The organism is Actinomycetota bacterium (assembly GCA_030774015.1).
Taxonomy (GTDB): domain Bacteria; phylum Actinomycetota; class UBA4738; order UBA4738; family JACQTL01; genus JALYLZ01.
The window spans coordinates 57,172-82,184 of the sequence record JALYLZ010000003.1; the positions used below are offsets into that span (position 1 = coordinate 57,172).

At 72.4% G+C, this 25,013-nt stretch carries 26 protein-coding genes; 6 read left to right on the forward strand and 20 right to left on the reverse strand.

Going from position 1 to position 25,013, the window contains the following annotated elements:
• Positions 1-68: 68 nt before the first annotated feature.
• Positions 69-725, reverse strand: coding sequence for an NAD(P)-binding domain-containing protein (locus tag M3Q23_00335; GenBank protein MDP9340564.1), 657 nt, complete (start codon positions 723-725; stop codon positions 69-71).
• Between the two features lie 181 nt (positions 726-906).
• On the opposite strand from M3Q23_00335, the gene M3Q23_00340 reads away from it, so the two are divergent.
• Positions 907-1,431: a GAF domain-containing protein gene (locus M3Q23_00340; protein ID MDP9340565.1), complete on the forward strand. Its 525-nt coding sequence runs from the start codon at positions 907-909 to the stop codon at positions 1,429-1,431.
• Between the two features lie 24 nt (positions 1,432-1,455).
• Here the strand turns inward: M3Q23_00340 and M3Q23_00345 are convergent, their stop codons facing one another.
• The 14 genes from M3Q23_00345 to M3Q23_00410 all read right to left on the reverse strand — a co-directional run bounded on the left by M3Q23_00345 (position 1,456) and on the right by M3Q23_00410 (position 18,105).
• Positions 1,456-3,609: a PKD domain-containing protein gene (locus tag M3Q23_00345; protein MDP9340566.1), complete on the reverse strand. Its 2,154-nt coding sequence runs from the start codon at positions 3,607-3,609 to the stop codon at positions 1,456-1,458.
• Positions 3,610-3,869: 260 nt separating this feature from the next.
• The gene (locus M3Q23_00350; GenBank protein MDP9340567.1) at positions 3,870-4,949 is read right to left on the reverse strand and encodes a FemAB family PEP-CTERM system-associated protein; all 1,080 of its coding nucleotides are present in this window, start codon (positions 4,947-4,949) and stop codon (positions 3,870-3,872) included.
• On the reverse strand, positions 4,922-5,620 hold the full coding sequence (locus tag M3Q23_00355; protein ID MDP9340568.1) for a sugar transferase: 699 nt from the start codon (positions 5,618-5,620) through the stop codon (positions 4,922-4,924). The genes M3Q23_00350 and M3Q23_00355 overlap by 28 nt, the downstream gene beginning before the upstream one ends.
• Positions 5,589-6,287 (reverse strand): PIG-L family deacetylase, encoded by a 699-nt coding sequence (locus M3Q23_00360; protein MDP9340569.1) that lies wholly within the window; start codon positions 6,285-6,287, stop codon positions 5,589-5,591. The genes M3Q23_00355 and M3Q23_00360 overlap by 32 nt, the downstream gene beginning before the upstream one ends.
• Entirely contained in the window at positions 6,284-7,594 is a 1,311-nt protein-coding gene (locus M3Q23_00365; GenBank protein MDP9340570.1) for an oligosaccharide flippase family protein, read from the reverse strand. The genes M3Q23_00360 and M3Q23_00365 overlap by 4 nt, the downstream gene beginning before the upstream one ends.
• Complete coding sequence (locus M3Q23_00370) at positions 7,591-9,033, reverse strand: RtcB family protein (GenBank protein MDP9340571.1); 1,443 nt, start codon at positions 9,031-9,033, stop codon at positions 7,591-7,593. The genes M3Q23_00365 and M3Q23_00370 overlap by 4 nt, the downstream gene beginning before the upstream one ends.
• 4 nt (positions 9,034-9,037) lie before the next feature.
• On the reverse strand, positions 9,038-10,231 hold the full coding sequence (locus M3Q23_00375; protein ID MDP9340572.1) for an aminoglycoside phosphotransferase family protein: 1,194 nt from the start codon (positions 10,229-10,231) through the stop codon (positions 9,038-9,040).
• Positions 10,228-10,857, reverse strand: coding sequence for a hypothetical protein (locus tag M3Q23_00380; GenBank protein MDP9340573.1), 630 nt, complete (start codon positions 10,855-10,857; stop codon positions 10,228-10,230). Before M3Q23_00380 ends, M3Q23_00375 begins: the two co-directional genes overlap by 4 nt.
• Entirely contained in the window at positions 10,847-12,121 is a 1,275-nt protein-coding gene (locus M3Q23_00385) for a glycosyltransferase family 4 protein (protein ID MDP9340574.1), read from the reverse strand. The genes M3Q23_00380 and M3Q23_00385 overlap by 11 nt, the downstream gene beginning before the upstream one ends.
• A gap of 71 nt (positions 12,122-12,192) precedes the next feature.
• Positions 12,193-13,464 carry an O-antigen ligase family protein gene (locus M3Q23_00390; protein ID MDP9340575.1) on the reverse strand — a complete coding sequence of 424 codons (1,272 nt, stop codon included), beginning with the start codon at positions 13,462-13,464 and terminating at the stop codon, positions 12,193-12,195.
• Positions 13,465-13,544: 80 nt separating this feature from the next.
• A complete protein-coding gene (locus M3Q23_00395; GenBank protein ID MDP9340576.1) occupies positions 13,545-14,663 on the reverse strand; it encodes an NAD(P)-dependent oxidoreductase in 1,119 nt (372 codons plus the stop codon).
• Between the two features lie 2 nt (positions 14,664-14,665).
• Positions 14,666-15,856, reverse strand: a complete 1,191-nt coding sequence (locus M3Q23_00400) for a DegT/DnrJ/EryC1/StrS family aminotransferase (protein MDP9340577.1) — start codon at positions 15,854-15,856, stop codon at positions 14,666-14,668.
• 23 nt (positions 15,857-15,879) lie between these two features.
• On the reverse strand, positions 15,880-17,265 hold the full coding sequence (locus M3Q23_00405) for a hypothetical protein (GenBank protein ID MDP9340578.1): 1,386 nt from the start codon (positions 17,263-17,265) through the stop codon (positions 15,880-15,882).
• Between the two features lie 156 nt (positions 17,266-17,421).
• Positions 17,422-18,105 (reverse strand): response regulator transcription factor, encoded by a 684-nt coding sequence (locus M3Q23_00410; protein ID MDP9340579.1) that lies wholly within the window; start codon positions 18,103-18,105, stop codon positions 17,422-17,424.
• Between the two features lie 184 nt (positions 18,106-18,289).
• On the opposite strand from M3Q23_00410, the gene M3Q23_00415 reads away from it, so the two are divergent.
• The gene (locus M3Q23_00415; GenBank protein ID MDP9340580.1) at positions 18,290-18,691 is read left to right on the forward strand and encodes an oxidoreductase; all 402 of its coding nucleotides are present in this window, start codon (positions 18,290-18,292) and stop codon (positions 18,689-18,691) included.
• Here the strand turns inward: M3Q23_00415 and M3Q23_00420 are convergent.
• Together M3Q23_00420 and M3Q23_00425 are read right to left on the reverse strand one after the other, a co-directional pair.
• Positions 18,688-19,362 (reverse strand): response regulator transcription factor, encoded by a 675-nt coding sequence (locus M3Q23_00420; GenBank protein ID MDP9340581.1) that lies wholly within the window; start codon positions 19,360-19,362, stop codon positions 18,688-18,690. The two genes, M3Q23_00415 and M3Q23_00420, sit on opposite strands and share 4 nt — an antisense overlap.
• The gene (locus tag M3Q23_00425) at positions 19,359-20,111 is read right to left on the reverse strand and encodes a sensor histidine kinase (GenBank protein ID MDP9340582.1); all 753 of its coding nucleotides are present in this window, start codon (positions 20,109-20,111) and stop codon (positions 19,359-19,361) included. Before M3Q23_00425 ends, M3Q23_00420 begins: the two co-directional genes overlap by 4 nt.
• A gap of 307 nt (positions 20,112-20,418) precedes the next feature.
• Between M3Q23_00425 and M3Q23_00430 the strand changes: the two genes are divergently transcribed.
• From M3Q23_00430 to M3Q23_00440, 3 genes are read left to right on the forward strand one after another with little or no spacing between them, the layout of a single operon-like run.
• Positions 20,419-20,727 carry a helix-turn-helix domain-containing protein gene (locus M3Q23_00430; GenBank protein MDP9340583.1) on the forward strand — a complete coding sequence of 103 codons (309 nt, stop codon included), beginning with the start codon at positions 20,419-20,421 and terminating at the stop codon, positions 20,725-20,727.
• A complete protein-coding gene (locus M3Q23_00435) occupies positions 20,720-21,469 on the forward strand; it encodes a class I SAM-dependent methyltransferase (protein MDP9340584.1) in 750 nt (249 codons plus the stop codon). The genes M3Q23_00430 and M3Q23_00435 overlap by 8 nt, the downstream gene beginning before the upstream one ends.
• Before the next feature lie 51 nt (positions 21,470-21,520).
• Positions 21,521-21,925 carry a hypothetical protein gene (locus M3Q23_00440; protein MDP9340585.1) on the forward strand — a complete coding sequence of 135 codons (405 nt, stop codon included), beginning with the start codon at positions 21,521-21,523 and terminating at the stop codon, positions 21,923-21,925.
• A gap of 23 nt (positions 21,926-21,948) precedes the next feature.
• Here the strand turns inward: M3Q23_00440 and M3Q23_00445 are convergent, their stop codons facing one another.
• The 3 genes from M3Q23_00445 to M3Q23_00455 all read right to left on the reverse strand — a co-directional run bounded on the left by M3Q23_00445 (position 21,949) and on the right by M3Q23_00455 (position 24,171).
• Complete coding sequence (locus M3Q23_00445; protein ID MDP9340586.1) at positions 21,949-22,854, reverse strand: hypothetical protein; 906 nt, start codon at positions 22,852-22,854, stop codon at positions 21,949-21,951.
• The gene (locus M3Q23_00450) at positions 22,851-23,783 is read right to left on the reverse strand and encodes an ABC transporter ATP-binding protein (GenBank protein ID MDP9340587.1); all 933 of its coding nucleotides are present in this window, start codon (positions 23,781-23,783) and stop codon (positions 22,851-22,853) included. Before M3Q23_00450 ends, M3Q23_00445 begins: the two co-directional genes overlap by 4 nt.
• A 106-nt stretch (positions 23,784-23,889) precedes the next feature.
• Positions 23,890-24,171 carry a type II toxin-antitoxin system RelE/ParE family toxin gene (locus tag M3Q23_00455; GenBank protein ID MDP9340588.1) on the reverse strand — a complete coding sequence of 94 codons (282 nt, stop codon included), beginning with the start codon at positions 24,169-24,171 and terminating at the stop codon, positions 23,890-23,892.
• Positions 24,172-24,600: 429 nt separating this feature from the next.
• Between M3Q23_00455 and M3Q23_00460 the strand changes: the two genes are divergently transcribed.
• Positions 24,601-24,954, forward strand: coding sequence for a YciI family protein (locus tag M3Q23_00460; protein MDP9340589.1), 354 nt, complete (start codon positions 24,601-24,603; stop codon positions 24,952-24,954).
• Positions 24,955-25,013: the final 59 nt, after the last annotated feature.

Genomic DNA, 25,013 nt, shown 5'->3' on the forward strand with positions numbered 1-25,013 from the left:
GTTGGATCGCTGATTATGGCACCGGCCGCGACCCGAGCCGTTCGGCCCACGTGGCGGGGGTCGCCGGGTCAGCCCTCCCGCTGGACCAGGATGTTGAAGTTCGGGGTGCCAAGGGCGCCCATCAGCGACAGCCACAGGGGCAGGTACATCTCCATGCCGCGGGCCGACTCGATCCCTCCGAGGTCGATGACCGCCTCGTCCGGCCAGCCGAGCTCCCGGAGGAGGGTTCGGGCTTGCGCCTTGGCCTCGCCGTCGTTCCCGGCCATGAACATGCTGTGGGAGCCGGCCAGCCGGCCGGGGTCGACCATCACCGCCGCGGTCACCGTGTTGAGGGTCTTCACCACCCTGGCCTCCGGGAACTCGCGCTGGATCCGCTCGCCCACGCTGTCGGTGTTCACCACCGCGAGCGACGGCGGCATCCCCCTCGAGAAGTCCAGGGCGTTGGCGATGTCGACGAGGAGCTTCCCGCTGAGGTTGTCCGCGCCGGCCTGCCGGAGCGCCTCCAGCGACCCCGTCCCGGCGGTCGCGTTCACCACGACCTCGCCGAAGGCCGCGGCGTCGGTGAAGGTCCCGTGGCGGGCCCGCTCGCCGTGCTCCTCCGCCCACGCGGCGCAGACCGGGTTGCTGGCCGACCGCGACCCCATCATCACCTCGTGGCCGAGCTCGACCAGCTTCGCCCCGACCGTCTTCCCCACGCTGCCCGTGCCCAGCACACCCACCTTCACGTCCGTCTCCCGTCAGCCATGGACCGTGCATTCAAGCAGACCGGGGGAGGGCGACGCCGTCGGATGCCGTCCCCCGGCCCCGGAAGCAAACCCGGCCGTTCCGGCGATGCCGCCGCCTCCGATGGCCGCCCACACTGGAGGGCGATATCCGCCAGCGCCCCTTAAAGGAGGAACGATGGCCGTGGCGCTTCGGGACCTCGGAGCCATGCGGACCGAGCTCGAGCGCGTCGACGCCGTGGCTCGGTCCGTCGACGAATGGCTGGCCAGCGTGGTGGGCGGCCTCCGGCAGCACCTTCCCATCGACCGGGCCACCCTTCGGGTGGTCGATCCGGAGGACGGGGAAGTGGTCGTCGTCGGCCAGTACGTCGAGCGTCCCACCGCCATCCAGGTGGGGACCCGCGTCCCGTACCGCTCCACGTCGTTCCCGCGGGCCGTCCGGGAACGCCGTCCCGTCATGTCGTCCGACCAGGACCAGGAGTTCCCGCTTCCACTGCTGGACCAGATCCTGTGGGAGGAAGGGGTCCGGTCCTGGGTGTCCGTCCCCCTGCGCCAGGGGACCAAGACGGTCGGGCTGCTGAGCTTCTCCAGCCCCGAGCCCGAGGCCTTCTCGGAGCGGGACCGGCTGCTGTTCGAGAACATCGGCCTGTTGTGCCAGGACGTCCTGCTGGCCCTGGCCTACCGGCGGATGATCAAGTTCCGGGACTAGGCTCCTCGGCTCGACCCGGGCTCGTCACGACAGCGCGATCGACGCGTCGTCCGCGTAGAAGCAGTTCCCGTTGGGCGCGTTCACGACGTAGGCGTTGAAGTCGAGCCAGGAGCTGCCGGGCGCGGCCGGGACGAGCATCACGGTGACCTGCTGCCACGCGGTGGACAGGACGATGGGTACGGCCGCGTATCCGACCTGTTGCCTCGATGCGTCGTACTCGCGGAAGCGCAGATACAGCGTGGCGCCTGCCTTGTCGGCCCGGACCCACATGCTGCCGGTGTAGGTCCCGGCGGACGTGTGCTGGATCCAGCTCGGCGAGTCATCGAGGGTGCACTCGTGGTTCGCCTTGTCGGTGTTCTTGAGGAGCGCGGACCAGTCTCCGGAGTGACCGCCGGACACCCGGCTCAGCTTGATGTGTCCGTCCTTCCAGGGCCGCCACCCGGTGGTGCTGGTCTCGAAGCCGGGATTGCCCACCAGGTTGCCCGAGGCGGCCTGGCCCACCGACACCGGCGACGTGGCGGTGGAGGACAGGCCCCCGGTGTCGGTCACCGTCACCCTCGCCGTGTACGCGCCGGCGGCCTGGTAGGTGTGCGGTGCCGTGGCGCCGGCCTGCGGACCGACCACCGTCCCGTCCCCGAAGTCGAACGTATAGGTCGCGATCGGCGTGGCGTCGGTGTCGGTGGAAGCGGAAGCGTCGGCCGTGACCGGGAGCGGCACCGAGCCGGAGGCGGGGGTCACGGTGAGCGCGGCGGCGGGCGCGGCGTCCGCGGGGGGAGCCTGGGCCGGCCGCAGGGCCATGGCGGTGGTCACGTACGTGACCTGGACGCCGGTGGTCTCGCGGGGCGAGTCGGTCGCCCCGACCTTCGCCACGACGCTCGAGCCCGCGTCCGGGTTGTTTCCGCTGGTGCTGGACTGCTGGGCCCACTCGGTCCAGCCGTTGCCCGGTGGGGTCATGGCGTACGAGCCGTCGGGGACTCCCCGGGAATGAAAGGCCACCAGGACCAGGTCGGTGGGCCCGACGCCCGTGAGCAGAGGGGCGGTCAGCGTCGTGGAGTACGAGCCCTGGCCGACCGCGCCGTGGGCGCCGATGGGGTTCGTCGTGGCGACGCCCGTGTACGCGAGCATCGTGGCCGTGGCGTGCGAGGCGATGGGGAAGGTCATGGAATACGACGCGGGCTCGGAGCTGGCCACGCGGTAGTAGCTCAGACCCCCGAGGGACGATCCGGCGCGGGCGTCGTCCAGGAGCGTCCAGCCCGCCAGGCCGCCCGGAGCGACCGATTCCGTGTCGTCCAAGAAGAGCACGAGCAGGTCCCCGTTCGTGGTGCCGGGAGGAACCTGGACGGTCAACCCGGACCGGTGGGGGGACCCGGTGTTGGCCGTGGACACGGACCGCAGGGCCGGGGCGCCCGGGACGGGAGGCGGAGAGGAGCCGGCCGCCCGGAGGGCGACGGCCGTGGTCACGTGCGTGACCTGGACGCTCGAGGTCTCCGTGGGCGTGTCCGTCCCGGCCACCTTGTCCACGACGCTGGCCCCGACGGCGGGGCTGAGCGGATCGGTGGTGGTGTCCTGGGCCCGCTGGGTCCAGCCGTTCCCGGGGGGCGTCATGGTGAAGGGGCCGTTGGTCACGCCCCGAGGCTGGAACGCCACCAGCACGAGGTCGAACGGTCCCACCGCGCCCAGCAGCGGCGCCGTCATCGATGTGACCCAGGAGCCCTGGCTCAGGGAACCGTGGGCCGAGATCGGGTTCGACGTATCGACACCGGTGTAGGCGAGCATCGCCGCACTGGCGAAGACGGGCTGAGGGAAGGTCAATGTGTAGGAGGCGGGCTCGGCGGACGCCACGCGATAGTAGCTGGCGGCCGTCAGCGAGTCGCCGGCGGTGTCGCCGTCGAGGGGCGTCCAGGCGCCCAGGCCGCCGACGATCCCGATCTGCGAGGTCTCGAAGAACAGCACCAGCACGTCGCCGGTCTGGACCCCGGCGGGAACCGCGACTGGGAGGCTGGACGCCTCCACCGATCCGGTGCCGGCGACGGTCAGGGACCGCAGGGAGGGGGCCGTCGCCGCGGCGGCCGGGCCGGCCGTCCAGGCCAGGAGGCCCGCGACCAGGGATGCCGCCAGGAGGGCCCGCCCACCGGTTCGGCGAGCATCACGCGCGATCGTTGTGGCTCCTCTCGTCACCCTTCCCCCAGCCTGGCCCTGCACAGCGTGCCTTCCGCATGTAATGCCGGGCCGGTCCTCGTCGCACGATCCGGAAGGCGTAGGTGCCGTACGCAGATCGAAGGAGACCCGGGCCGGCGCCGCCGGAGCGAGTGGCCGGCAGCCCTGCGCCGGGACGGCCGCGTGCTGCATTCGACGTACGCCCGCTCCCCCGTTGGCCTCGTGTCCGTGGCGGGCCGTGGGCGTACCGTCCGGCTGCCGCCGGCGGCGAGCCGCTCGAGTCAGTTCGAGATGGTGCGGCGGAGTGAGGGGCCGAGGGCGTTAGCCAGCGGCAGCGGCATGCGGCGCCACAGCTTGGCGGCCCATTCCATGCGGTCGGCGGTCTCGGCGGGGGGTGGTGCGGTCTCGGGGTAGTAGTGCCAGTACAGCTGGACGGGTTCGGCGCCCCACTGGCGCTTCGACTCGTATGTGGTCGAGCCTTTCGAAGAGCGGCCGAAGTCGAGCACTCGATGGCCCCGCGAGATGGCGAAGCGCATGGCTTCCCAGTACAGGAACTGGCCCGCGCACAGGGCCCGGGAGCTTCGCAGCGACGACACCCACGGGATCGACAGCGTGCCGTGGTGCGCCAGCATCACCGCGCCCGCCACCGGCACCGGGCCCGAGCGGACCACCAGAACCCACGCCCGGTCGGGGAGGAAGGCCAGCACCTCGTGGAAGAACCGCACCGCGTGGACGGGCGAGCCCAGGTCGCGCATGTTCGCCGCGAAGACCTTGTGGAACTCGGGGAGGAGCTCCTCGCCGCCGACCTGGGCGGTCAGGCCCGCGCGCTGGCCCTTCCTGATGCGGTTGCGGCGCTCGGAGGGCAGTCCTCTCCACGTCTCGTCCTCGGTGGAGCCGAGCTCGAGCACCATGGTCACCTTCTCCAGCGAGACCGGCAGGTCCACGGCGTGATCGCCCATGTGGCGGAGGTCCAACTTGGCCCGTTCGGACCTGGCCAGGTCCAGGGCCGCCGTCACCAGCGCCCGCTCGACGCCGTCGTCGAGCGCGCACACGCCGCCGTAGTCCATGAACGGCATGGACACCAGCGAGCGCCCGAACAGGCGCGAACGAATCAGCGTGAGCGGCAGCACGCCCCGCAGCTCACCGCCGGCCGTCGCGGCGAGGTGCACCGACCGGTGGCCGTAGGCTCGCGCGATCGCATCCCGCCACGCCCACCGGTGCATGACCGTGGAGTCGGGAGCGGAGTCGACGAACGCGCCCCAGGCCGCGCCGTCGTGCCATTCGCCCACGGTCGCGACGGTTGCAGCGGGCGCCGGCGAGACGCGCCGGCCGGTCACCGTCCGTGCCGGACGATCGCCCACGCCTGCCTCGCCAGGAACCGGACATCGAACCCGACCGAGCAGCGGTCCAGGTATTCGAGGTCCAGGCGGACCCGGTCGTGGAGGATGTGCTCGACGTAGTGGGCCTGCGGGTCGCCCACGCCGCTCAGGACGTCCGTCTCGTCCATGTGCCCGAGCGTCGACGGCCCCACGATCCCCGGCCGTACCTCCAGGACCCGTCGCTCCGAGGGGGTGTACATCGCCGCGTACTCGGGGCTCTCCGGCCGCGGGCCGACCAGGCTCATCTGGCCGGCCAGCACGTTCAGCAGCTGCGGGAACTCGTCCACGTACCACCGGCGGAGCGCCGCGCCCACCCGGGTGATGCGAGGGTCGTTCCCGGGGCTGACCTTCGGCCCCAGCCGGTCGGCGTCGCTGACCATGGTCCGGAACTTCCAGATCCGGAAGACGCGGCCGCCTCGGCCCACCCGTTCCTGGCGGTAGAAGACCGGTCCTGCGGAGGTCATCCGGATCAGCACGGCCACCACCAGGAACGACGGCGACAGCAGGACCAGGGCGATCGCGGACACGCCGAGGTCGAAGGCGCGCTTGGGGACGCCGCCCCGCAGAGGCGCGCGCCCCTCGACCGCGGAGGCCAGAGAGGCGTCCGCCACGCCGGAGGCCTCAGGCCCCCGGCGAGCGCCCGAGATCTCCATTGGGCACGACCTCTCTGATCAGCATGAACGGTTCCGCGGCGCGCATCCCCGAGACGACCCCGTGGCGGCGCGCGTACACCTCGACGGCTTCCAGCGAGCGCGGATGCGGATACGGCTTGACCTCGCTCTGGAACGTGTCCGCGTAGGCCCGCATGGCCTCGACCTTCAGGGGCAGGGTCTCGGTGATGTCCACGAACACGTTCGGGGCGAACACGCTCCCGGCGAACGGTCCGGCCCACTCCGTGGAGGAGGCCGTCTCGTAGCACAGCAGGCGGCGGACCGAGGTCCCGACCGGGCGACTGGCCACCATGGTGGCGGCGTAGGCGACGCGGTGGTCCTGGTTCACGTCGTCCTTGAAGTGCGTGTAGACGACCTCGGGCTCGAGGTCCTTCATGCAGGCGTCCAGGGGGCGGATCACGTCCAGCAGCGGCATGGCGTCCAGCAGCTGGTCCGGCAGCCCCAGGAAGACCACCTTCTTCACCCCCAGGATGTCGGCCGCCCGCAGCGCGCATCCCTGCTGCTCGGCGGTGTGCTCGTGGCGGGCGGTGACGCCGTCGGTGAGGATGCACACCCACACCTCGTCGCCGTGCTCGGCGTGGCGGGCCAGGGTGCCGCCGGCGCCGAGGGTCTCGTCGTCGGGATGGGCCGCCACGGCAAGGACTCTCACCGGTTGACCCCTTCCGGGACGCGGGCAACGGGTCGCGGCTCGGGCGGCTGCTCGCCTCGGCGTCGGGTCACCGTCCAGAAGCAGACGGCCAGCACGCAGATCGTGGTGGAGTACGAGACCGCCGAGGCGATGGCGGCCCCCAGGACGCCGTAGCGGGGGATCAGCAGGACGTCCAGGACCACGGTCATGATCACGCCCGCCCCCATCCCCAGGGAATCCAGGCCGGGCCGGCCGTTTCCGTACAGGTAGGCGCTGATGATCCCGGCCACCGCGCTGCCGGACAGTCCCACCAGCAGGATGTACGTGGGCACCACGGCCGCCCGGAAGGCCTCCCCGAACACGGCCGGCAGCACGAACGTGGCGGCGAGGGCCAGCGGGATGGCGGCCACCGGCGAGACCCATCCCACCTTCGGGATCAGCGCGCGGGCCTGGGCCGCCGCCGTGGCGCTGTCCTCCCGCGCGTAGCGGGGGTACAGCACGTAGTTGATGACCGTGGACGGCAGCCGCAGCAGCTCGGCGAACCGCGACGCGATCGCGTAGATGCCGAGCGCGGCCGGCCCCACCAGCGCGCCCACGATGGCGAAGTCGAGCCGTTCGTTCACCAGCATCAGCAGCGTGCCGGCCTGCGACCGCAGGCCGAACTTGGTCACCTCGCGAGCCAGCGCGGGGGAGGGCCGTCCCGCTCCCCGAAAGTAGCCCCGCCGGTACAGCCGGATCCAGGCGGGCGTGAGCGTCAGGAGGTCACCCAGCGCCAGCCCCCACAGCATCGCCGTGGCCCGCTCCACCCCGGCCGCCCGAAAGGCCAGGAACACGGGCAGGAACATGAACTCCTCGAAGACGATGACCCGGTTGGCCCCGGGGAGGTCGTCCATCCCCTGCGAGCACGCCTTGGCCGTCGATTCCATGACCTGGGTCAGGACGGTGACCCCGGCCCACGTGACGATGACGAGCGGCAGGGTGTGGAAGAACTGCTCCTTGATCGCTCCGGCCGCCACCACCCAGAGCACCGACCCCACGATCCCCGCGGCCAGCGCGATCCCGATGATGGTCGACCGGTACCGCGGAGCGGGGCCCGCCCGGCCGGCCAGGAAGTACGGGACGGCCGGGTACAGCCCGCAGGTCAGCAGGACCCCCGTCAGCCAGGGGAGGACGCGCAGCAGGGCCAGCTCACCGACGGCGGACGGGCCGCCCGTCCGGGCGACCACCAGGCTGACCGTGGCCAGCGAGCCCAGCGCCGCCACCCGGGCGATGAGGTTCGCGGCGAACGGGTTCCGCCGCTTCTCCGCGAGGCGGGCGAGCGTGCTCACGTCAGCACCGCAAGGGGCCGGAGGCGGGCCACCGGGCGGACGATCCCGTGGGTCCGGAGGATGCCCAGGGCCTCGCCGACTCCGCGGTCGTCCAGCTGCGGGACCTCGGCGGGGGCCCCGCCGGAATAACCAAACCGGAGCGTCGTGCGGCCAAGTGGGTCCGGCCCCGACAGGCCCCGGTCCGCAAAGTGGGACACGATCGTGCCGGTCCCGTGGCAGGCGGAGTACACGCTGTCCCGGGCCCCCTCGTCGGCCACGCACAGGAACGACGAGGTCCGGTTGGTCCCCGGCAGGAGCACCGCCTGGCCGGTCCGTCCGAACACGGGGTGGTCGGGCATCTTCGAGGCGGGGAAGGCCCGGCTGGACTTGTACCGGTGCACCAGGACCCGCTCGCCGCCGTGCTCCTCCTCGTACAGGGTGTCGTGCGGCGAGTCCACCACCAGGCTGCTACCGGCCGCGCCGAGCGTCGCCGCGGCGGCCGCCCGGAGCTCGGCGTACACGGCGAGCCGGTACGCGAACCCGTAGTTCATGGCGGCCGCGTTGGCCAGGAGCAGGCGCTGGCCTTCCGTCCCGGACCGGGGAACCGGCGGGCATCCCTCGGAGAAGTACAGGGCCAAGCGCCGGCGGAGCTCCTCCACCGACCGCGACCGGGCCAGGTGCAGCAGCGGCTTCTGCATCGCCATGAACGCCCGGTGCTTCAGCGGGTAGTCGGTCCGGCGCCCGTACATGCGGCCGATGATCCCGGTGAGCACCCCGCCGCCGGCGTGGTACTGGATGGTCAGCTGGCCCTGGGCGACCCCCAGGAGCCCGGCCGCCGTGGGGTCGATGACCTCCTCCACCTGCTGGAGCTCGATGAAGTGGTTGGTGGGCCCCACCGTGCCGAACTCCAGCCGGGACAGCTGCCGGACCAGCCAGGGAAGTTCCTTGCGAACCCGGTCCGGGCCGCCGTGGGGCTCCACGGGCAGGAGTCCCGACTCTTCGACCCGGGCGAGCTCCGCCGGATCCACCCCCCAACGCTCCACGGCGAAGCCCGAGCCCTGCACCGACGCCCGCAGGACGTCCTTCGCCGACACCCGGGGGCGGTAGCCGCCGGGGTGGGGGAGCCGCTCGCGGATCCGCCGGTAGAACGCCGCGATGGACCGGGCGTCCGGCCGCCCGCCGTCCAGGGCGATCAGGGCCATCCCGCAGTTCACCGACGCGTTGACCAGGTTCGGGCGGATGGTCTCCCGGGTGGCCACGGCGATGCTGCACGGCGACTCCATGCCGCCCTCGTGATGGAAGTCCGGGAGCGCAACGGGGGGCGCGGCCAGGTCCGCGCCCCGCACCTGGCCGGCCAGCCGGTCCAGGGCGTCGCGGTCCGCCGGCGCGGCCGGGCTGTCGAACACCCGAACCTCGGGCTCGGCGGCGTGGGGCTGGGCGGCGATGACGTTCACCTGCACGGGCTCACCACCTCCGCCCGCGTCCGGCCGCGGCCACGGCCTGGGGCCGATCGCCCCGCGGCCGGTCGCGCTGCGGTGCCGGTTCCGGTTTCACCGTGGACGCCGCCTGGCCGTCGGTGGCCCACAGCCATCCGGACGACCGCTCCGCGCTGAAGCCGGCCAGGAGAGCCCGGTACCCGGCCCGGAAGGTGCGGTCTGGGATGGCGGTGGCCTGCTCCGCCAGGAACAACGGGAAGAACACGGCATTGGCTGCGGCGGGCACCCCCAGGTACTCGAAGTGCTCGAGCACGGACCGCCGGACCAGGTCCGGGAACCACCCCTGACCGAAGTAGCCGTAGCCGAACCCGACCAGGTTGGGCCAGTCGCCGAACCGGCTCCACAGCTCCCGGGCCCGGTCCCGCCCGGGATGCCCGGGGATCCTCGCCGTCCCGGCCGGGTAGGCCCGGTCCAGGTAGAAGCCGTAGGACGTGGGGAACTTGTACAGGTCCGCGAAGGGAAGGCCCTCCGGCTTCCCCAGCTCCCAGTCGATCACCCCGGCGACGCGGTCCCCGGAGACCAGGAGGTTCCCCGTCCAGTAGTCGCCGTGGACGCCGGACAAGGGGATGTCGCAGCCCTCCAGGGCGGTGACCCGGTCCATCACCGCCTCGAACAGCTCGTCCTCGACCGACCCCCACCCGATCTCGGTGCGGTAGCGCTCCAGGATCGGGTCCGCCCACCGCCGGTACGACCTCGCGGTGAGCTCCTGCCGCCCGGCCTGCGTCTCAAGCTGGAACCGGCGGAGCCACTCGCCGGCCATGCCGAAGTCCCGGGCCACGCGGTCGGGGTCGCTGGTGTGCCGGGGCCGGTAGTAGCGGGTCATCATGGGCTCGCCGTCCAGCGCGGACATCACCAGGGCCAGCCGGCCCTGGATGCGCTCGAGCAGGAGCGGCTCGGGCACGCTGGTCGCGATGCAGGCCGACCCCGACGACCAGAAATGCGTCAGGGCCTCGTGCTCGGCGACCAGGGCACGCTCGCTCCACCCGTCCCGGGCCACCTTCACGGCGACCGACTGGCGGCCCCACCGGTCGAAGAACAGGAACGTGACCTTGGCCGAGGGGTGCTTGTCCGCTCCGGCCACGATGGCTCCCCGCAGCGGAGGGCTGCCCGGACGGAGGTCCGCCCACCGGGCGGCCAGATGATCGCGGAGCGCGCCGATCACGCCGGCCTCCTGGCGACGATGGCCAGGGAGGGGGCGAACCGGGCCTTCATTCCGTGCGGCGACACCAGGGCCATGGCCCGCATCAGCGACAGGAGCCGCTGCTTGACCCGGCCCCGCCACCCGTGGGTCGCGCCGACGTAGGGCAGGAACAGGTGACGCAGGAACGCGTCGAGCTCGGCCGCGCCCCCCTTCGAGATCAGGAAGGCGGGGCAGGCCTGGTCCGGGAAGGCCAGGTAGACCTCCGAGCCCGTCAGGCCGGCCCGGCGGAGGATCCGCATGGCCCGCCCCAGGCGAAGGGCCCGGGTCATGCGGGGCCGCGCCGGGTACCAGGGGTTGGCGAAGCCCGCGTAGATCCAGCCGCCCGGAGCGACCGCCCCGGCCAGGAGCTCCAGCATCCGGGCGGACCGCCCGCGATCGCCCAGGTGGCCCCACGCTCCCACGTCGGGCACGGCCACGGCCGGGTACGGGCCCTCCCGCAGGGTGGCGTCCAACCCGCCGGGCGTCCGGTCCGGGACCACGGCCCCGTCCAGCCGCTCGCCGTTCGCCGGGAGCAGCAGCAGCCCGGCCGGCTCGTCGGGGACGACGAAGCGCCAGTTCAGGGTCCGGGCGTCGAACTCAGACCGCATCGCGGCTCCTGGCCATCCCGTTGCCGGACACCGCGGCCGCCAGCTCGACGGCAGGCGCGCGTTCGGTCCCTGCCGCGGCGGACCCCGGCGGCTCCGGCAGGCCCAGGAGCCGGCGGTACTCGCGGTCCAGCAGCTCACACATCCGGGCCGGGTCGAACAGCTCCCGGACTTGGTTCCTTCCGATCAGCCCCATCTGGCGCGCCTCGTGCGGGTGCTCCAGCAGCCACAGCACGCACCGAGCCAGGGCCTCCGGGTCCCGCGGGGGGGCCAGCAGGCCCGTCGCGCCGTGCTCGATGAGGTCCGGGACCCCGTTGACGGCGGTCGCCGCCACCGGCCGGCCGGAGGCCAGCGCCTCCGTCAGCGATCGCCCCAGCCCCTCGTACAGCGAGGACACCACGAAGACGTCGAACGCCGACGCGATGCGGGCGGCGTCGGGCCGGAACCCGGTGAAGGTGAACAGGACGTCCACGCCCAGCCGGGCGGCCTCGGCGCGGGCCTGGTCCGCCAGCTCGCCGTCGCCGACCATCACGAACCGCGCGTCGGGCCGGGTCCGGGCCACCACGGCGGCCATCCGCACGAAGTCGAGCGGCGCCTTCTGGAAGTCCAGCCTCCCCACCGTCCCCACCACCGGAGCGCCTGGCGGCAGCCCGAGCTCGGGGCGGACGGAGGGGTCCGATTCGGCGGGGATGCCGTCCATCTCCACCGCCGACGGGACCACGGCGATGGAGCCCGGCCGGGCGATCCGCGTCTCCACGGCCTGCCGGACCACGCTGGGGGCCACGTCTAGGAACCGGTCCGTCATCGGCCGGGCCAGGCGATCCAGCCCGATGTACAGCTTCCGGCGGGCCGGCGACATGAACTCGTGGAAGCTGGGGCCGTGGGTGGTGTGCACGATGACGGGGGTCCCGCATCCCCATGCGGCCAGCCGTCCCAGGAAGCCGCCCTTGGCGGAGTGCGTGTGGACGATGGAGAACCGCTCCCGCCGGATCAGGGCCACCAGCTGGGCCAGCACGCCCAGGTCCTCCAGCGGGGAGATGTGGTCGCGGAACCGGCGGAGCTTGACCGTGCGGATCCCGGCGGCTTCGGCCCGGGCCCACAGGTCGCCCCCCTCGCACGCGGCCACCCACACCTCGTAGCGGCGGGGGTCCATGCCCAGGGCCGACACCAGCGTGTTCCCGCCCGCTCCAGCCCAGAACTTCGTGATGACGTGCAGGACCTTGATCCGCGGCGGCGGGGGCTGCGGTGGGAGCTCCTCAAGAGGCACCACGGGCTCGAGGGCGTCGGGCCAAACGGGCCAAACGGGCCAAACGGGCCAGGCCGGCCCAGCGGTTCCCGTCACGGGCTCACCGCCTCGGCCCTGTGCCCGTCGGCCTCGCCGCTGTTCCTGATCCACAGGTACAGGGCCGCCACCAGTCCCAGCAAGGTCCACACGTTCCGGTCGTGGAGGATCTCGTGGGTCGCCGTGAACACGACGAGGCTGACCACCGCGCCCAGCAGGTACCCGGGTGCGGGGACCTCCCGGCCGGCGACGCCGGGCAGCGCTCGGCCGCCCAGCGCGATGGAGCGCACGGCGATGGCGCCGACCAGGACCAGCAGCGCGATCTCCCCGAGCACGCCCCGCTCCACGATCGCCGCGATGAAGTCGTTGTGGGTCCCGTGCGGCGTGTACGAGGCCTGCTCGGCCACGAGGGTGTCGTAGGTGGCGTTGGCGCCCAGCCCGACCAGGTGGCTCTGGAAGTACAGGGCGGTGGTCTCGCTGGCCAGCACCTCCCGCTCCGAGCTGCTCTGGTGCCCGCGCCCGATGGAGTCCTTGATCAGCGAGTTCTGGCTGCCGGACGCCCGCTGGGCCAGCTGGTCCGAGGTGGCCACCATGAACGCGCCCCCCGCGGCCGCCGTGAGCAGGGTGATGGCCATCATCGCGGCGGCCATCCCGTGCCGCCGCCGGATGGACACGAATGCCGCGACGGCCAGGGCGACCGCCAGGCCGAGGAATCCCGACAGCGACCCGGTGAGGACGAGGGCGTACAGGATGAGGACCACGGCGACGAACCGCGCCACCGGCCGGCGAGGGCGCTTCGCGGCGAGCACCACCGCGAGCGACAGCGCGAAGTACAGGGCGGCCGTGTTCTGGTCGCCGAAGGTCAGCGCGGCACGGGTTCCCTGCGTGAGGTCGACACCGGCAAGGGTCCACAGGTGCAGCGAGAACACGGCCGCCAGGACCAGGGCCCACGCCACGGCGGAGTAGGCCCACACCCGCAGGACGGTGGACAGCCCCTCCGGCCGGGCCGCCACGTTGGCGATCACCACGCCCCACGCCAGCAGGAACAGGTCCTGGGAGACGGCCAGGCCGCCCGTCAACGGGTAGCTCCCGAGCAGCGCCGCCAGGGTGCCCGTGGCCACCAGCATCCCCACCGGCAGGGCGTAGGGGAGGTGCAGCCGCGGCCGGGTCCATCCGGCCCACAGGAGCATCACCACGAACGCCACGACGATGAAGGGGTCCACGGGGGCGACGTTGCCGGGGAGGACGCCTTCCTGGAGAGGAAGCAGGGCGACGGTCACGGCGGTCGCGCCCACCACCAGGCGGTCGGTGGAGACGAGGCTCGCCACCGGCCGGACCCAGCCGGAGGGCCGGAACGTGCCGAGCCGGGGCGGGGCCGCGGCCGTGCCGATCTGCGCCGCCGTCGAGCTCAGCGCCCGCTCCCCACGTTCGCCGGGAGGGAGCCGGACCGGCGGAGCATCTCGCCCTTGCGGGTGAGCACCTTGTAGTTGCTGTAGCGCTCCTCCGCGTAGTCGGTCACCACCCCCTGCTCGATGGCCTCCTTGATCTCGGCGAGGCCCTCGGCCAGGGAGCGATGGGGGAGGAACCCGAGCTGCGACCTGATGCGGGCAAACGAGACCCGGTAGTTGGCCTCGGCGGCGCCGCGGCCCCCTTCGAAGATGATCCGAACCCCCGGCACCAGCTCCACGATGGTCTGGGCGATCTGGGCCAGGGTGTGGTTCTGGTCGTCGGACCCGACGTTGAACACCTTGCCCCGGACCAGGTCGGAGGGCACGTCCAGGCACCGCAGGATGGCCTCGGCGCCGTCGTCCACGTGGACGAACGGGCGCCACTGGTCGCCGCCGAAGATGGTGATCTCGCCCTCCGCCACCGCCCGGGCCACCAGCAGGTTGACCACCAGGTCGAACCGGGGCCGCGGGGAGGCGCCGTAGAAGGTCCCGAACCGGAGCACCACCGGAGCGAAGTCCGGGCCGCTCATGGACAGGACCATCCGCTCGGACTCCATCTTGGTTCGCGAGTACAGCGACACCGGGTTGAGCGGCGACTCCTCGTCGAGCAGCCCGTCGTCTGCGCCGTACACCCCGCACGTCGAGGCGAACACGAGCCGCTTCACCGCGAGCCCCCGCGCCACCTCGGCCACGGTCCGGGTGGCCAGCAGGTTGATCTCCATGGTGAGCTTCTCGTCGAGCGCGCAGGCCGGGTCGCCCACCAGCGCGCCGAGGTGCACGACGGCGTCGGCGCCATTGGTGGCCCGGACCACCGACTCGACGTTGCGGAGGTCGCCCTCCACCACCCGGAAGGTCGGGCGCCCGTACAGGTCCCGGATGCCGTGGTCGCCGTACATGAGGGCGTCCATCACCGTGACCGTGTGGCCCCGGTCCAGGAGCTTGCGGACGAGGACGGATCCCACGTAGCCGGCCCCGCCGATCACCAGGACGTGGCGGATCCCCTGCCGCGGGCGCCGGGCGTTCTTGGATCCGTTCGCATGGTTCCCGTTCGAGGATCCCTTCTCCCCCTGCCAGTCCATGGTCATCCCCACTCGGAACCACCCTTTCCGTTCGTCGATGCTCGAAGCTCGGCCACCAGCGCACAGACCCGGTCCACGTCCCCGTCGGACAGGCCGGGATACAGCGGGAGCGACACGATCTCGGGGAACGCGGCGTCCGCGGCCGGGAACCGCCCGTCGGGGTCGTCCAGGAGCCGCCGGTAGAACGGCTGGTGGTGCACCGGGATGAAGTGGACCGAGCAGTCCACTCCCCGCTCGGCCAGTCCGGCCATGAACGCATCGCGGTCCATCCCGAACTGGGGCCGCACCCGGATCACGTAGAGGTGCCACGCCTGCGTGCCTCGCTCCGGGTGCGGGGGCCTGCCGATGCCGTCGATCCCCTCGAGCCCGGAGTCGTAGCGCTCCACGAGCTCCAAGCGGCGGCGCTGCCAGGACGGGAAATGGCGGAGCTGGGCCCGCCCGATGGCGGCCTGGATGTCGGTCATGTTGGCCTTCAGGCCGATCTCCTCGACCTCGTAGCGCCAGCCCGACCCGGGGAGGTAGCGCTTCCAGGCGTCTCGGCTCATGCCGTGCAGCCGGCTCCGACGGACGTGGTCCGCGATCGCGGCGTCGTCCGTGGTGACCATGCCGCCCTCCCCGATGGGGAGGTTCTTGGTGGCGTAGAAGCTGAAGCAGGTGGCCGCGGAGATCGTGCCGACCTCCTGCTCGCCGACCCGGGTGCCCAGGGCGTGCGCGGCGTCCTCGACGACCCGCTCCAGCGGCAGCCCCGCGGCGCGGGCCATCTCGTGGACGGGCGCCGGGTGGCCGGCGAAGTGGACCACCACCATGGCCGCGATCGCACCGCCCGCGTCCCGGACCGCCCGTCCGGTGGTCGCGGCGTCCGGCATCAGCGTGTCGGGGTTCACGTCGCACAGGACCGGGTGCAGGCCCGCGTGCAGGATCGCGTTCACCGCGCCGCAGAAGGTCATGGTCGAGGTCAGCACCTTGGATCCGGGCGGCAGGCGGAGCGCCCGCAGGGCCAGCTCGATGGCCGCGGTGCAGGAGGCCACGGCGACCGCGTGCCCAGCCCCGACCCACTCGGCGAACTCGGCCTCGAACGCAGCGACCTCGGGCCCCGTGGTCACCCATCCCGAGGCCAGCACCCGATCCACGGCGGCCCGGGCCTCCGGGCTGATCTCGGTCCGGGCGAACGGGATGCGGTCGAGCTGGGGCACGGTCTCGGTTCTGCCAGCAGCGGTCATAGGAGGCTCCAATCGGGGTCGGCGCCGTTGTGGCGGGCGTGGCGTCGCCGGGCCAGCACCCGGCCCCGCACTCGGCCCCGCCGGTACGTGATGACGCCCAGCAGCGGCCAGTTGGCCAGCGTCAGCAGGTCCGTCACCGATATCAGCTCCCTGCGCCTGATCGCGGTGGGAACGATGAGGACCGCGCCGACCTTGGGCGGGGCCGGTGCCAGGGCCCGGGGCCGGTCCAGCTCGGCCAGGGCCACCGTCCCGTGGGACGCGCCGTCGCCGTTGTAGGCGGCGAATCGCCCGTTGGCCCGGTCGAACCGCAGCGGTGCCAGGTACGGCTTCGCCCCCTCGGGGCGGAGCGGCTCGTCCGGCGACGCCGCATGGGCTCCGCCGAACTCGCTCAGGAACTGGGCCTGGTCGGTGAAGATCATCTCGATGCGGTCGACCTCCGCGGCCACGGCGGCCAGGCGGAGGCGGCCGGCAACGGTGGCCAGAGCCATCCCGTCGAGCTCCGAGGGCGGACCGGGAAGCTCTCCGATGACCGGCGCGCCGAGCTCGCGGACGAACCCGTCGCGGCCGATCACGGTGGGCCGGAACGACTCCAGGACCGAGGCCGCTCCCACCCCCAGCACCAGCCCGAGGAGCACGCCGAGCGCGGAGTCGGTCGGCCACCGGGAAGGCTCCGCCGCCGGCGGCGGCGTGGCCCGGTCCACCACGGCCGCCTCCGGCCGGAGCACGTTCGCCGATTCGATGGTGGCCTGCTCCGACTGGAGGTTGGCGCGCTGCTGCGCCAGGGCGTCCCGCTGCTGCACCAGGTCGTCGCGCTGGGCCCGCAGCGCGGCCAGGTCCTCCGGCGAGCCCCCCACGGCGATCTGGCCGTTCAGCCCGTTGATGCGGAAGTCGAGGACCGTGGCCTGACGGGACAGGTCGGCGATCTGGGCCCGGAGGTCGGTCAGGGCCTGGTCGACCCGGCCGGCGCCGACCCGGACCCGGGCCTGGATCAGCCCGGTGGCGAGCGTGTTGGCCAGCTGCGACGCGACGCGCGGACTGGTGTCGCGCACCGACAGGGCAAGGACGCCCGAGGTCCCGAGCGCCTCCAGGGTCACGTCGTGCTTGGCGAACTCGATCGAGTCGCGATGAACGCCCACGGTGCGCAGGGCCTGCTGGACCTGGGTGGGGCCGGTGACGATGGCCCGGGCGGTGTCGGCGATGGCCGCGGACTCGGTGCCGCTCTGCGGGTCGGGGGCGTCCAGGACGAGCCGCGCGGTCGCCCGGTACATCGTGGGCTGGCCCGCATGCAATGCGTAGGCGCCTGCGCCACAGACGACGACGAGGATCACGATCAGCGCCGCGTGGCGTTTCAGGATTCGCTGGGCTGCTTCGCTCAGCTCCATGGTTGCCGGTTCATCCCCCCCGACTCGAGTCCGCTCGCGGCCGGTCAGGGACGTCGATTCACCCACGCCGAGCCGCTTGGGGCAGGATCCGTCCCGGCCGGGAGCCGAACACGACCTCTCTGACGTATTTGGGCTACGCCGGTTGCGCGAGGGGATCTAGCCGAAGACCTGGAGGTACTCGAGGATGCCGTTCTGGCGGGCGAAGGCCGCGGCGGCCAGCCGGGAGTGCACCCCCAGCTTCCCGAGGACGTGCTGGACATGCGTGCGGGCGGTGTCCGGGCTGATCACCAGGGCCTCGGCGATGGTCTGGTTGTTGCCGCCCGCGGCGAGCAGTGCGAGGACCTCCCGCTCCCGGGACGTAAGCCTGGACACCATGCGCAGGCTGCGGTCCCGGTCCTGGCGCAGCGCCATGAGCCGGGCCAGGAGGTCGCCCAGCATGGTCGGCGGGACCAGGGTCTCCCCCCGGTGGATGGCCCGGGTGGCTCCCACCAGCTCGGACAGCCGGCAGCTCTTGGCCAGGTAGCCGATCGCGCCGGCCTCCAGCGCGGCCATCAGGTTGGTCTGGTCCTCGTTCGAGGCCAGGAACAGCACCCGGCAGCCCGGCACCCGCTCGCGGATCATGTACGTGGCCTGGATCCCGTCGAGGCCCGTCAGGCCGTCGGACAGCACCGCGACGTCCGGCAGGTGTCGCTCCGCCTCCGCGACGGCGCGGACGCCGGAGTCGGCCACCGCCACCACGCGGAGGTCGGGCTCGGCCTCCAGGGCCATGCGGATGGACTCACGAAACAGGGACTGCTCCTCGGCGAGCAGCACGCGGACGTCCATGAGTTCCTCGGCCACCCCCCGGCCCTCCTCTCCTGGTGTGCCGTCGGCCAGGAGTCAGCGTGCGGCCTGGAGCGCCCGGACGGCATGCGCGAACGGAACGGTTCTCCGTACGGAGGATTCATGAGACCGCCACGCGTTCCGCGTCACCGATCGGGCCGTGAAAGCGCTACATTTCGGGCGCACGCGCGAGGGGGAGGCCATGGGATTTCGCGACCGGATGCGGGACCTCGGGAAGGTGGTCCGCCCCCAGAGCGCGGTGGGCGGGAAGTACGAGTTCGAGCCGCGCACCGACCGGATGTCGCGCCGGCTGAAGGGCGTGCAGGGGCCGGGGGAGGACCGCGAGGGCATCCTCCAGTTCGTCGAGTCCCGCCAGGGCGTGGAGGCCTACGTCGAGCCCAAGACGGTCATACATCCACTCTCTGTCGTGCTGGTGGCGAAGGATGGCGAGCACCGGCGCTTCGAGCTCTTCGACGACGCGTATCTGCGGGAGCTGACCCGGACGCACGACTTGAAGGTCTTCGACGCCGTGCGGGCCGGATACCCGCAGCGCATGCGGGACTACCTGCGCCGGCAGCGGACCGAGGGGCCCGGAGAAGTCTAGGCGGCGTCGCCGGAGCGGGAGCCACTGCCGGCGGGTGCTTCCACGATCCCGTGGCGCAGCGCGAACGCCGCGGCCTCCAGGCGGGAGTGCACCTGTAGCTTCGTCAGGATCCCCTGCACGTGCGTCCGCACGGTGTGGGGGCTGACCGTGAGGCGGCGGGCGATCTCGGCGGAGTTCGCGCCGGACACGAGCAGGGCGAGCACCTCGCGTTCCCGGGACGTCAGCTGCTGCGCCAGCAGGGCGGCGGCCTGGTCCTCGGGCGATCCGATCCCGGTGGCCCTGCGGGCCAGCCGGTGGGGCAGGACCATCTGGCCGTCCAGCACGGCGCGGATGGAGCGGACAAACTGCCGGAGCTGGACGTCTTTGGTCAGAAAGCCGTGGAAGCCCGCGGCCATGGCCTCGCGCATGGTGCGCACGTCCTCCAGTGCCGTCAGCGCGACCACCTTCGTCCCCGGCGCGAGCTCCAGGATCTGGCGTCCCACCGCGAGCCCGCTCTGCCCGGGGAGCCCGATGTCCAGCAGGACCAGGTCGGGGTGCTCCCGGCGCACCGCCTCCAGGGCCGTGGGCCCGTCGGAGCACGGGTCCAGGACCTCCATGTCCAGGTCCTCCAGGCTCGACCGGATGGCGTCGGCGAACAGCGTGTGGTCCTCCACGATCAGGATCTTGGTCATGGAGCGGTTTCCTCCGAGGGAAGCTGAAGGACGACGGTCGTGCCGTGTCCGGTGGATTCGAGCCAGATCTCGCCGCCGTGCGCTTCCACGACACGACGGGCGATGAACAGGCCCAGGCCGGTGCCGGCCCGGCGGGGAGCGCCCCGGCCCCGCACGAACGGTTCGAACAGCGCGGGCCGGTCCTCGGCAGGAACGCCGGGGCCGCGGTCGCGAACGGCGATGCGGACGGAGCCCGATCGCTCCTGGACCCGGACGCTGACGGGGCTTCCGGACGGCGAGTAGTCGAGGGCGTTGCGGATGACGTCGGCCACCGCCGCCCGCAGCAGCGGGCCGTCGGCCCGGACGGTGACGCCGGCCTGGATCAGCACCGACAGGCGGCTTTCCTCGGCGGGAAGGGCGAGCTCCGTGACGACCCGGCGAACCAGCCTGCCCAGGTCGGTCCGCCGCTTGCGGAGCCGCCGTGCCCCCGCCGCCCACCGAAGCACCGCGTCGATCTGCCCCGACAGCTCGCGCAGGACGTCCCGGGACCGGACCAGGAGGCGGCGATCCCGCGAGGCCAGCGAGTCGCTCACCAGCACACGGTCGAGTGCGGCCCGGGTGGCGAGCACCGGCCCGCGAAGCTCGTGGGCGGTCCAGGCCAGCGCCATGTCCAGCCGCTCCTCGGGGCTGGCCTCGCGGGGCTGCCACCGGGAGAGGTCGTCCCACCCCTCCGGCTTCTGGTAGCTCCTCGCGCGTCCTTCTACCGACATGCACAGCCCCCCTCGATGCCGAACCTCACGCTATACGCGCTCCGCGTCGCCCGGAACGTCCCTTCGACCGAATCGGGCTACATCGTTGGTCGGACCTGGAGCCGTGCGTTTGGACCGGCCGGCGTTGCGCCGCGTGGTCGATTCGAGATGGTTCGTCCGCTTTTCGGGGGCGCTGGGCATGAGAGCGGGAAGCCCGGCCCCGGTCCATTCGGCGGAGCGGGCGGCTGAGGAAAGATACCCACCGCGAGTGAGGCCCCCCGGGGATGGGACTGCCACCATGGGCGCCGGTCCAGGGTAAGGGGGGGTGGTGTCGGAGTTCCTGCGAACGCTCGGAGCGGTTCTCCGGAGCGCCCGAAAGGAGCGAGGCCTGAAGCTGAAGGACGTCGCGACGTGGTCCGGGCGGCGGTTCGCGCCGACCACGGTGGCCGGGTACGAGTACGGCGAGCGGTCCGTCTCGCTGGAGCGATTCTGCGCGCTGGCCCGGCTGTACGGCGTCCCTCCGGAGGAGCTCCTGGGGCGGGCCCTCGACGCGATGGGGTCCCTTCCCGGGGAGGCCCGGGTCATCGACATGCCACCTCCCGGAACCCGGCGCCCCCATGGTCTCCGTCATGGATAGGGCCGGGGCGCCCGCTTCGTCTCGGAAAGGCGAACGGGTCCTCCAGGCCTCGAGCGGCGAGCCTCTTCGGCTGGGAAGCGTCTACGAGGAGCACGAGCGGTCGGCCACGTGGCAGCGCCGCCGGGACCTCACCAACCCGGGCACGGCCCTCTCACGGGTCCGCCGGATGGCCCGCCTCGAGGCAGTCCTCCGGCGCCGGTTCACGTCGGTGGAGGACCTGCGGGTGCTCGACGTCGGCTGCGGCGAGGGGTGGCTGCTGGACTGGTTCCGCGGGCTCGGCATCCCGGCCGAGCAGCTGGTGGGAGTGGACCTGGTGGCCGGGCGCATCGAGGTGGCCAGGCGCACCCACCCGGACATCACGTTCCTGGAGGCGAACGCGGAGCACCTGGACTTCCTGGACGGGCCGTTCGACCTGGTGGTGCTGTTCACGGTGATGTCCTCGATCCTCGACGCGGACATGGCGGCCAACGTGGCCCGAAGCGTCGACCGGGTCCTGGCCCCGGGCGGGGCGGTGGTGTGGTTCGACCTGCGGTACCCGATCCCCTACAACCGGACCACGAGACCGATGACCAGAAAGCGCGTCGCCGGCCTGTTCCCGGGCTACGGCCTGGAGCTCCACAGGGAAACCGTCGTCCCGCCCCTGGCCCGCCGCCTGGGCGCGCTGGCGCCGATCGGGTTCCCCATCCTCGAGGCCATCCCGGTGCTGAACACGCACTACCTGGGCCTGCTGACCCGCCCATAGGCCCGGCCCGAGCCGGACGAGACCTCCCCGCGGTGTACCGTGCTGGTCGCCATGGTGACGGCGGCGAAGATCCTGGTCATGGGCGGCATGCTGAACCTGACGCTCGCATTCGCCCTCGGCGCCGCGCTGGCCCGTCAGCGCGCCACGGTCCCCGAGCGGCCCGGCGGTTACCTCCTGAACTCCCACCGCACGGCCCTGTGGCAGGGCTTCATGCAGCTCGGCCTGGTGTTCGCGGTCCAGCTGTCCGACCTGTCCGCGAGCCTCGAGATCCTGGCAGCCTGGCTCCTGGTGGTGGCGTCCGCACTCGGAGATGCGACCGAGATCCTGAGCTGGCTCAGGGGCATCAAGGACCAGCTCGTCGAGCGCCCATGGTGGATCTACATGGGCCTGGCCAGCGCGTTCCTGACCGCTGCTGGCGTGGGGATCCTGTTGGTGGGAGATTTCCTCGGGTTGTAGGTGTCCACGCCCACCGGGGTCGCTCAGGTCACGTCGCGGGCGCGGAAGCTCAGGGCGGCCGCGGTCATCAGGGCCAGGCCGTAGGCGAAGAGCAGCAGGATCGCCTCCGTCGGACTGCGCCCGATGCCTCCAGGCCCCGAGGATCGTCCGGCGACGAAGACCACGGCGTTGTCTCCGACCAGCCAGCGGCTCCAACTCGGGAGCAGGCCGCGGATGAGCCCCTCGATGACGCCGAAGTAGGCGAAGGCCACGCCGAGCGCGGCGGCGGTGTTGCGGGCCACGGTCGTGATGGCCAATCCCATGAGGGCCGCCAGTCCGGCGAGCCCCCCGATCCGAGCGCCCAGTCCCACCACGCCCCGGAGCCACCCGTCACCGGTCCCGGCGGTGGTCCCGCGGGTCGCCGCCACGAGCGACAGCACCGCCCCCAGCAGGGCCTCGAGCGCGACCGCGAGCACGAACACCACCACCCCACAGGCGAGGGCCTTGGCCAGGAACACCCGCATCCGGCGGGGCTCCCATGTCAGGAGCGTGGCCATCGAGCTGGCCTGCCACTCGGCGCCCGCGAACGAGGCCCCGATCAGCAGGCCCCCGATGACGAGGAGCGTGCTGAGCCCCTTCAGCGTGCCCGGGAGCCCGTCCAGCCGGTAGCGGGGGTCGTTGAGGGCGAGGAGCGACGGCAGGAGGTTGTGCTCGCAGAACTCCCGCAACGTGATGCCGGGCGGGAGGTCCTCCGCCCGGACCATCTTGCCGTCGAGGCAGTCCCGGACCTGTGCGTCCACGCGGGCCCGCTCGCCCGGCGGGGGTGCATGGGACCTCACGGCCACGACCACGCCCCCGATCGCGATCCCCAGCACCGCGAGCCCTACGAGCACCCGGAACAAGCGCCGCGACAACAGGCGCCGGAACTCCACCGCGATGAGCGCGCTCACGCGGATGGTTCCCCGGATCGCGGCTCCCGCGTGAGCTCCAGGAACACCGTCTCGAGGTCCTGCTCGTCACGGCGGAGCTCGGTGAGGAACAATCCGCGATCGGCCAGGGCGCGGGTGATCGACGCGGGACCGCCCGACGGAGGCTCCACCAGCAGCGCGTCGCCCTCGAGCCGCGCCTCCATCCCGGCCGCGGCGAGGGCGGCAACACCCGCGGGGAGGTCGTCGAGGCGCACGACCCACCCTCGCGACCGCCCGGTCGAAAGCACGTCCTCGACGGGCCCCGATGCGACGCGCCGGCCCAGGGCCAGGATCGCCACCTGGTCCGCCATCTGGCGCACCTCGGAGAGGATGTGGCTCGACACGAAGACCGTTCTCCCCTCGGCGCCGAGCCGCCGCAGCAGTTCCCGCACTTCCACGATCCCGGCGGGGTCCAGCCCGTTCGCCGGCTCGTCCAGGATGAGCAGCTGCGGGTCCTTGAGCAGGGCGGCCGCGATGCCGAGCCGCTGCCGCATCCCCAGGGAGTACTTCCTGACCTGGTCCCCTGCGCGGTCGGCGAGCCCGACCCGCTCGAGCGTCGCCTCGACGGTTTGGCGGCCGACCCCCTGCAACCGGCCGAGCAGCTCCAGGTTCAATCGGCCGGAGAAGTGGGGGACGAAGGCGGGGGTCTCCACGATCGATCCGACCCGCCGGATCACCGTGGCCAGCCGGTCCGGTGTGTCGGCTCCGAGGAGTCGCAGCCTGCCCCGGGTCGGCCGCACCAGCCCGAGCAGGCACCGGATCGTGGTGGTCTTCCCCGCGCCATTGGGTCCGAGGAACCCGTACACGCCCCCGTCGGGGACCGCGAGGTCGAGCCCGTCGACGGCGACCGTGCGCCGGCCCCGAAGGCTGCGGTACTCCTTGTGGAGCCCCTCGATCTCGATGGCCGACACGGCCCCTCCCCGCCTCCGCGAGCTTAGCCGGGGGCACTGAGCGCCGCTCGCGGGGAGCGCTCGACGCGCCGCTAGGGGCCGTCTGTTCCCCGCTATCCACGGGCGATCAGCGTCGGCGGTAGACGTCGGATCGATGTTCGATGGCCACCACGACCACCACGCGGCGTCGATCGTCGACGCCGGAGGCGATCCGATGGTCGCCCCGACGGGCGCTGTGTAGTCCCTCCAGCTCGAAACGGAGCGCGTGCCCGACTCGGTGCGGATTTGCGGCCAGGGGCCCGTAGATGAACTCGACGGCCGCCGTCGCCACCTTCTCGGGCAGCCGCCGTAGCGCGCGGAGGGCCGGACCGGCCCACTCGACGACGAAGGGCTCTTCGGCCCGGGTCACCGCTTCTTGTTCAGAGCCTGGACCTCGTCCTTGGTGAGGCGCTTCGTCCGCCTCGCGGCGACATCGCCCTCCGCCTCTCGGATCTGTCCCACGAGCTCCGCGTTGCCCAGGATGGCCAACGTCTCCTCGAGGGGACTCGAGGTCCTCGATGCTGAGGATGACGGCCGCCGCCCGACCGTGCTTGGTGATGACCACCCGGCCGTGCTCGCGCTCGATCCGGTCGACGACCTCCGAGAGCCGATTCTTCACGTCAGCGAGCGAAGCCTGCTCGGATATCGCCATGTCCAGAAGTACAGCCACTTTTTGCCCAGTTCCCGAACGGACCAAGCGCGTTGGTGTGACCTCACTGTCGATACTGTCGATTCCGGGTCACCCTGTTCGTCGTACCGGTGAGTCGCGGAAGAGCCGCGAACGACGAAGGAGGCAGGGATGAAGTTCATGCTCCTGATCTACGGCGACGAGCAGGCCGCAGCCCAGGCCACGCCCGAGCAGTTCCAGGCCCAGGCGGATGCGTACGAGGTGTTCACGAAGTCGATCGTCGCCAGCGGCAACTTCCTGGACGGCGACCCGTTCCAGCCGACCTCGACGGCCAAGACCGTCGCGGTCCGCGACGGCCGCACGACCACGACGCCCGGGCCCTTCGAGGCGACGAAGCAGCAGCTGTTCGCCTACTACAAGGTGGAGGCCGACGACGAGCAGCAGGCCCTGGAGATGGCCGCCCGGATCCCGGGAGCCCAGACGGGGACCATCGAGGTCCGGCCGGTGATGACCTTCGACCAGTAGCCCGAGCCGCCACTCGAGCCGCGACCGCGTCGCCCGGCGTCCGCGCACCGCTTCAGGAC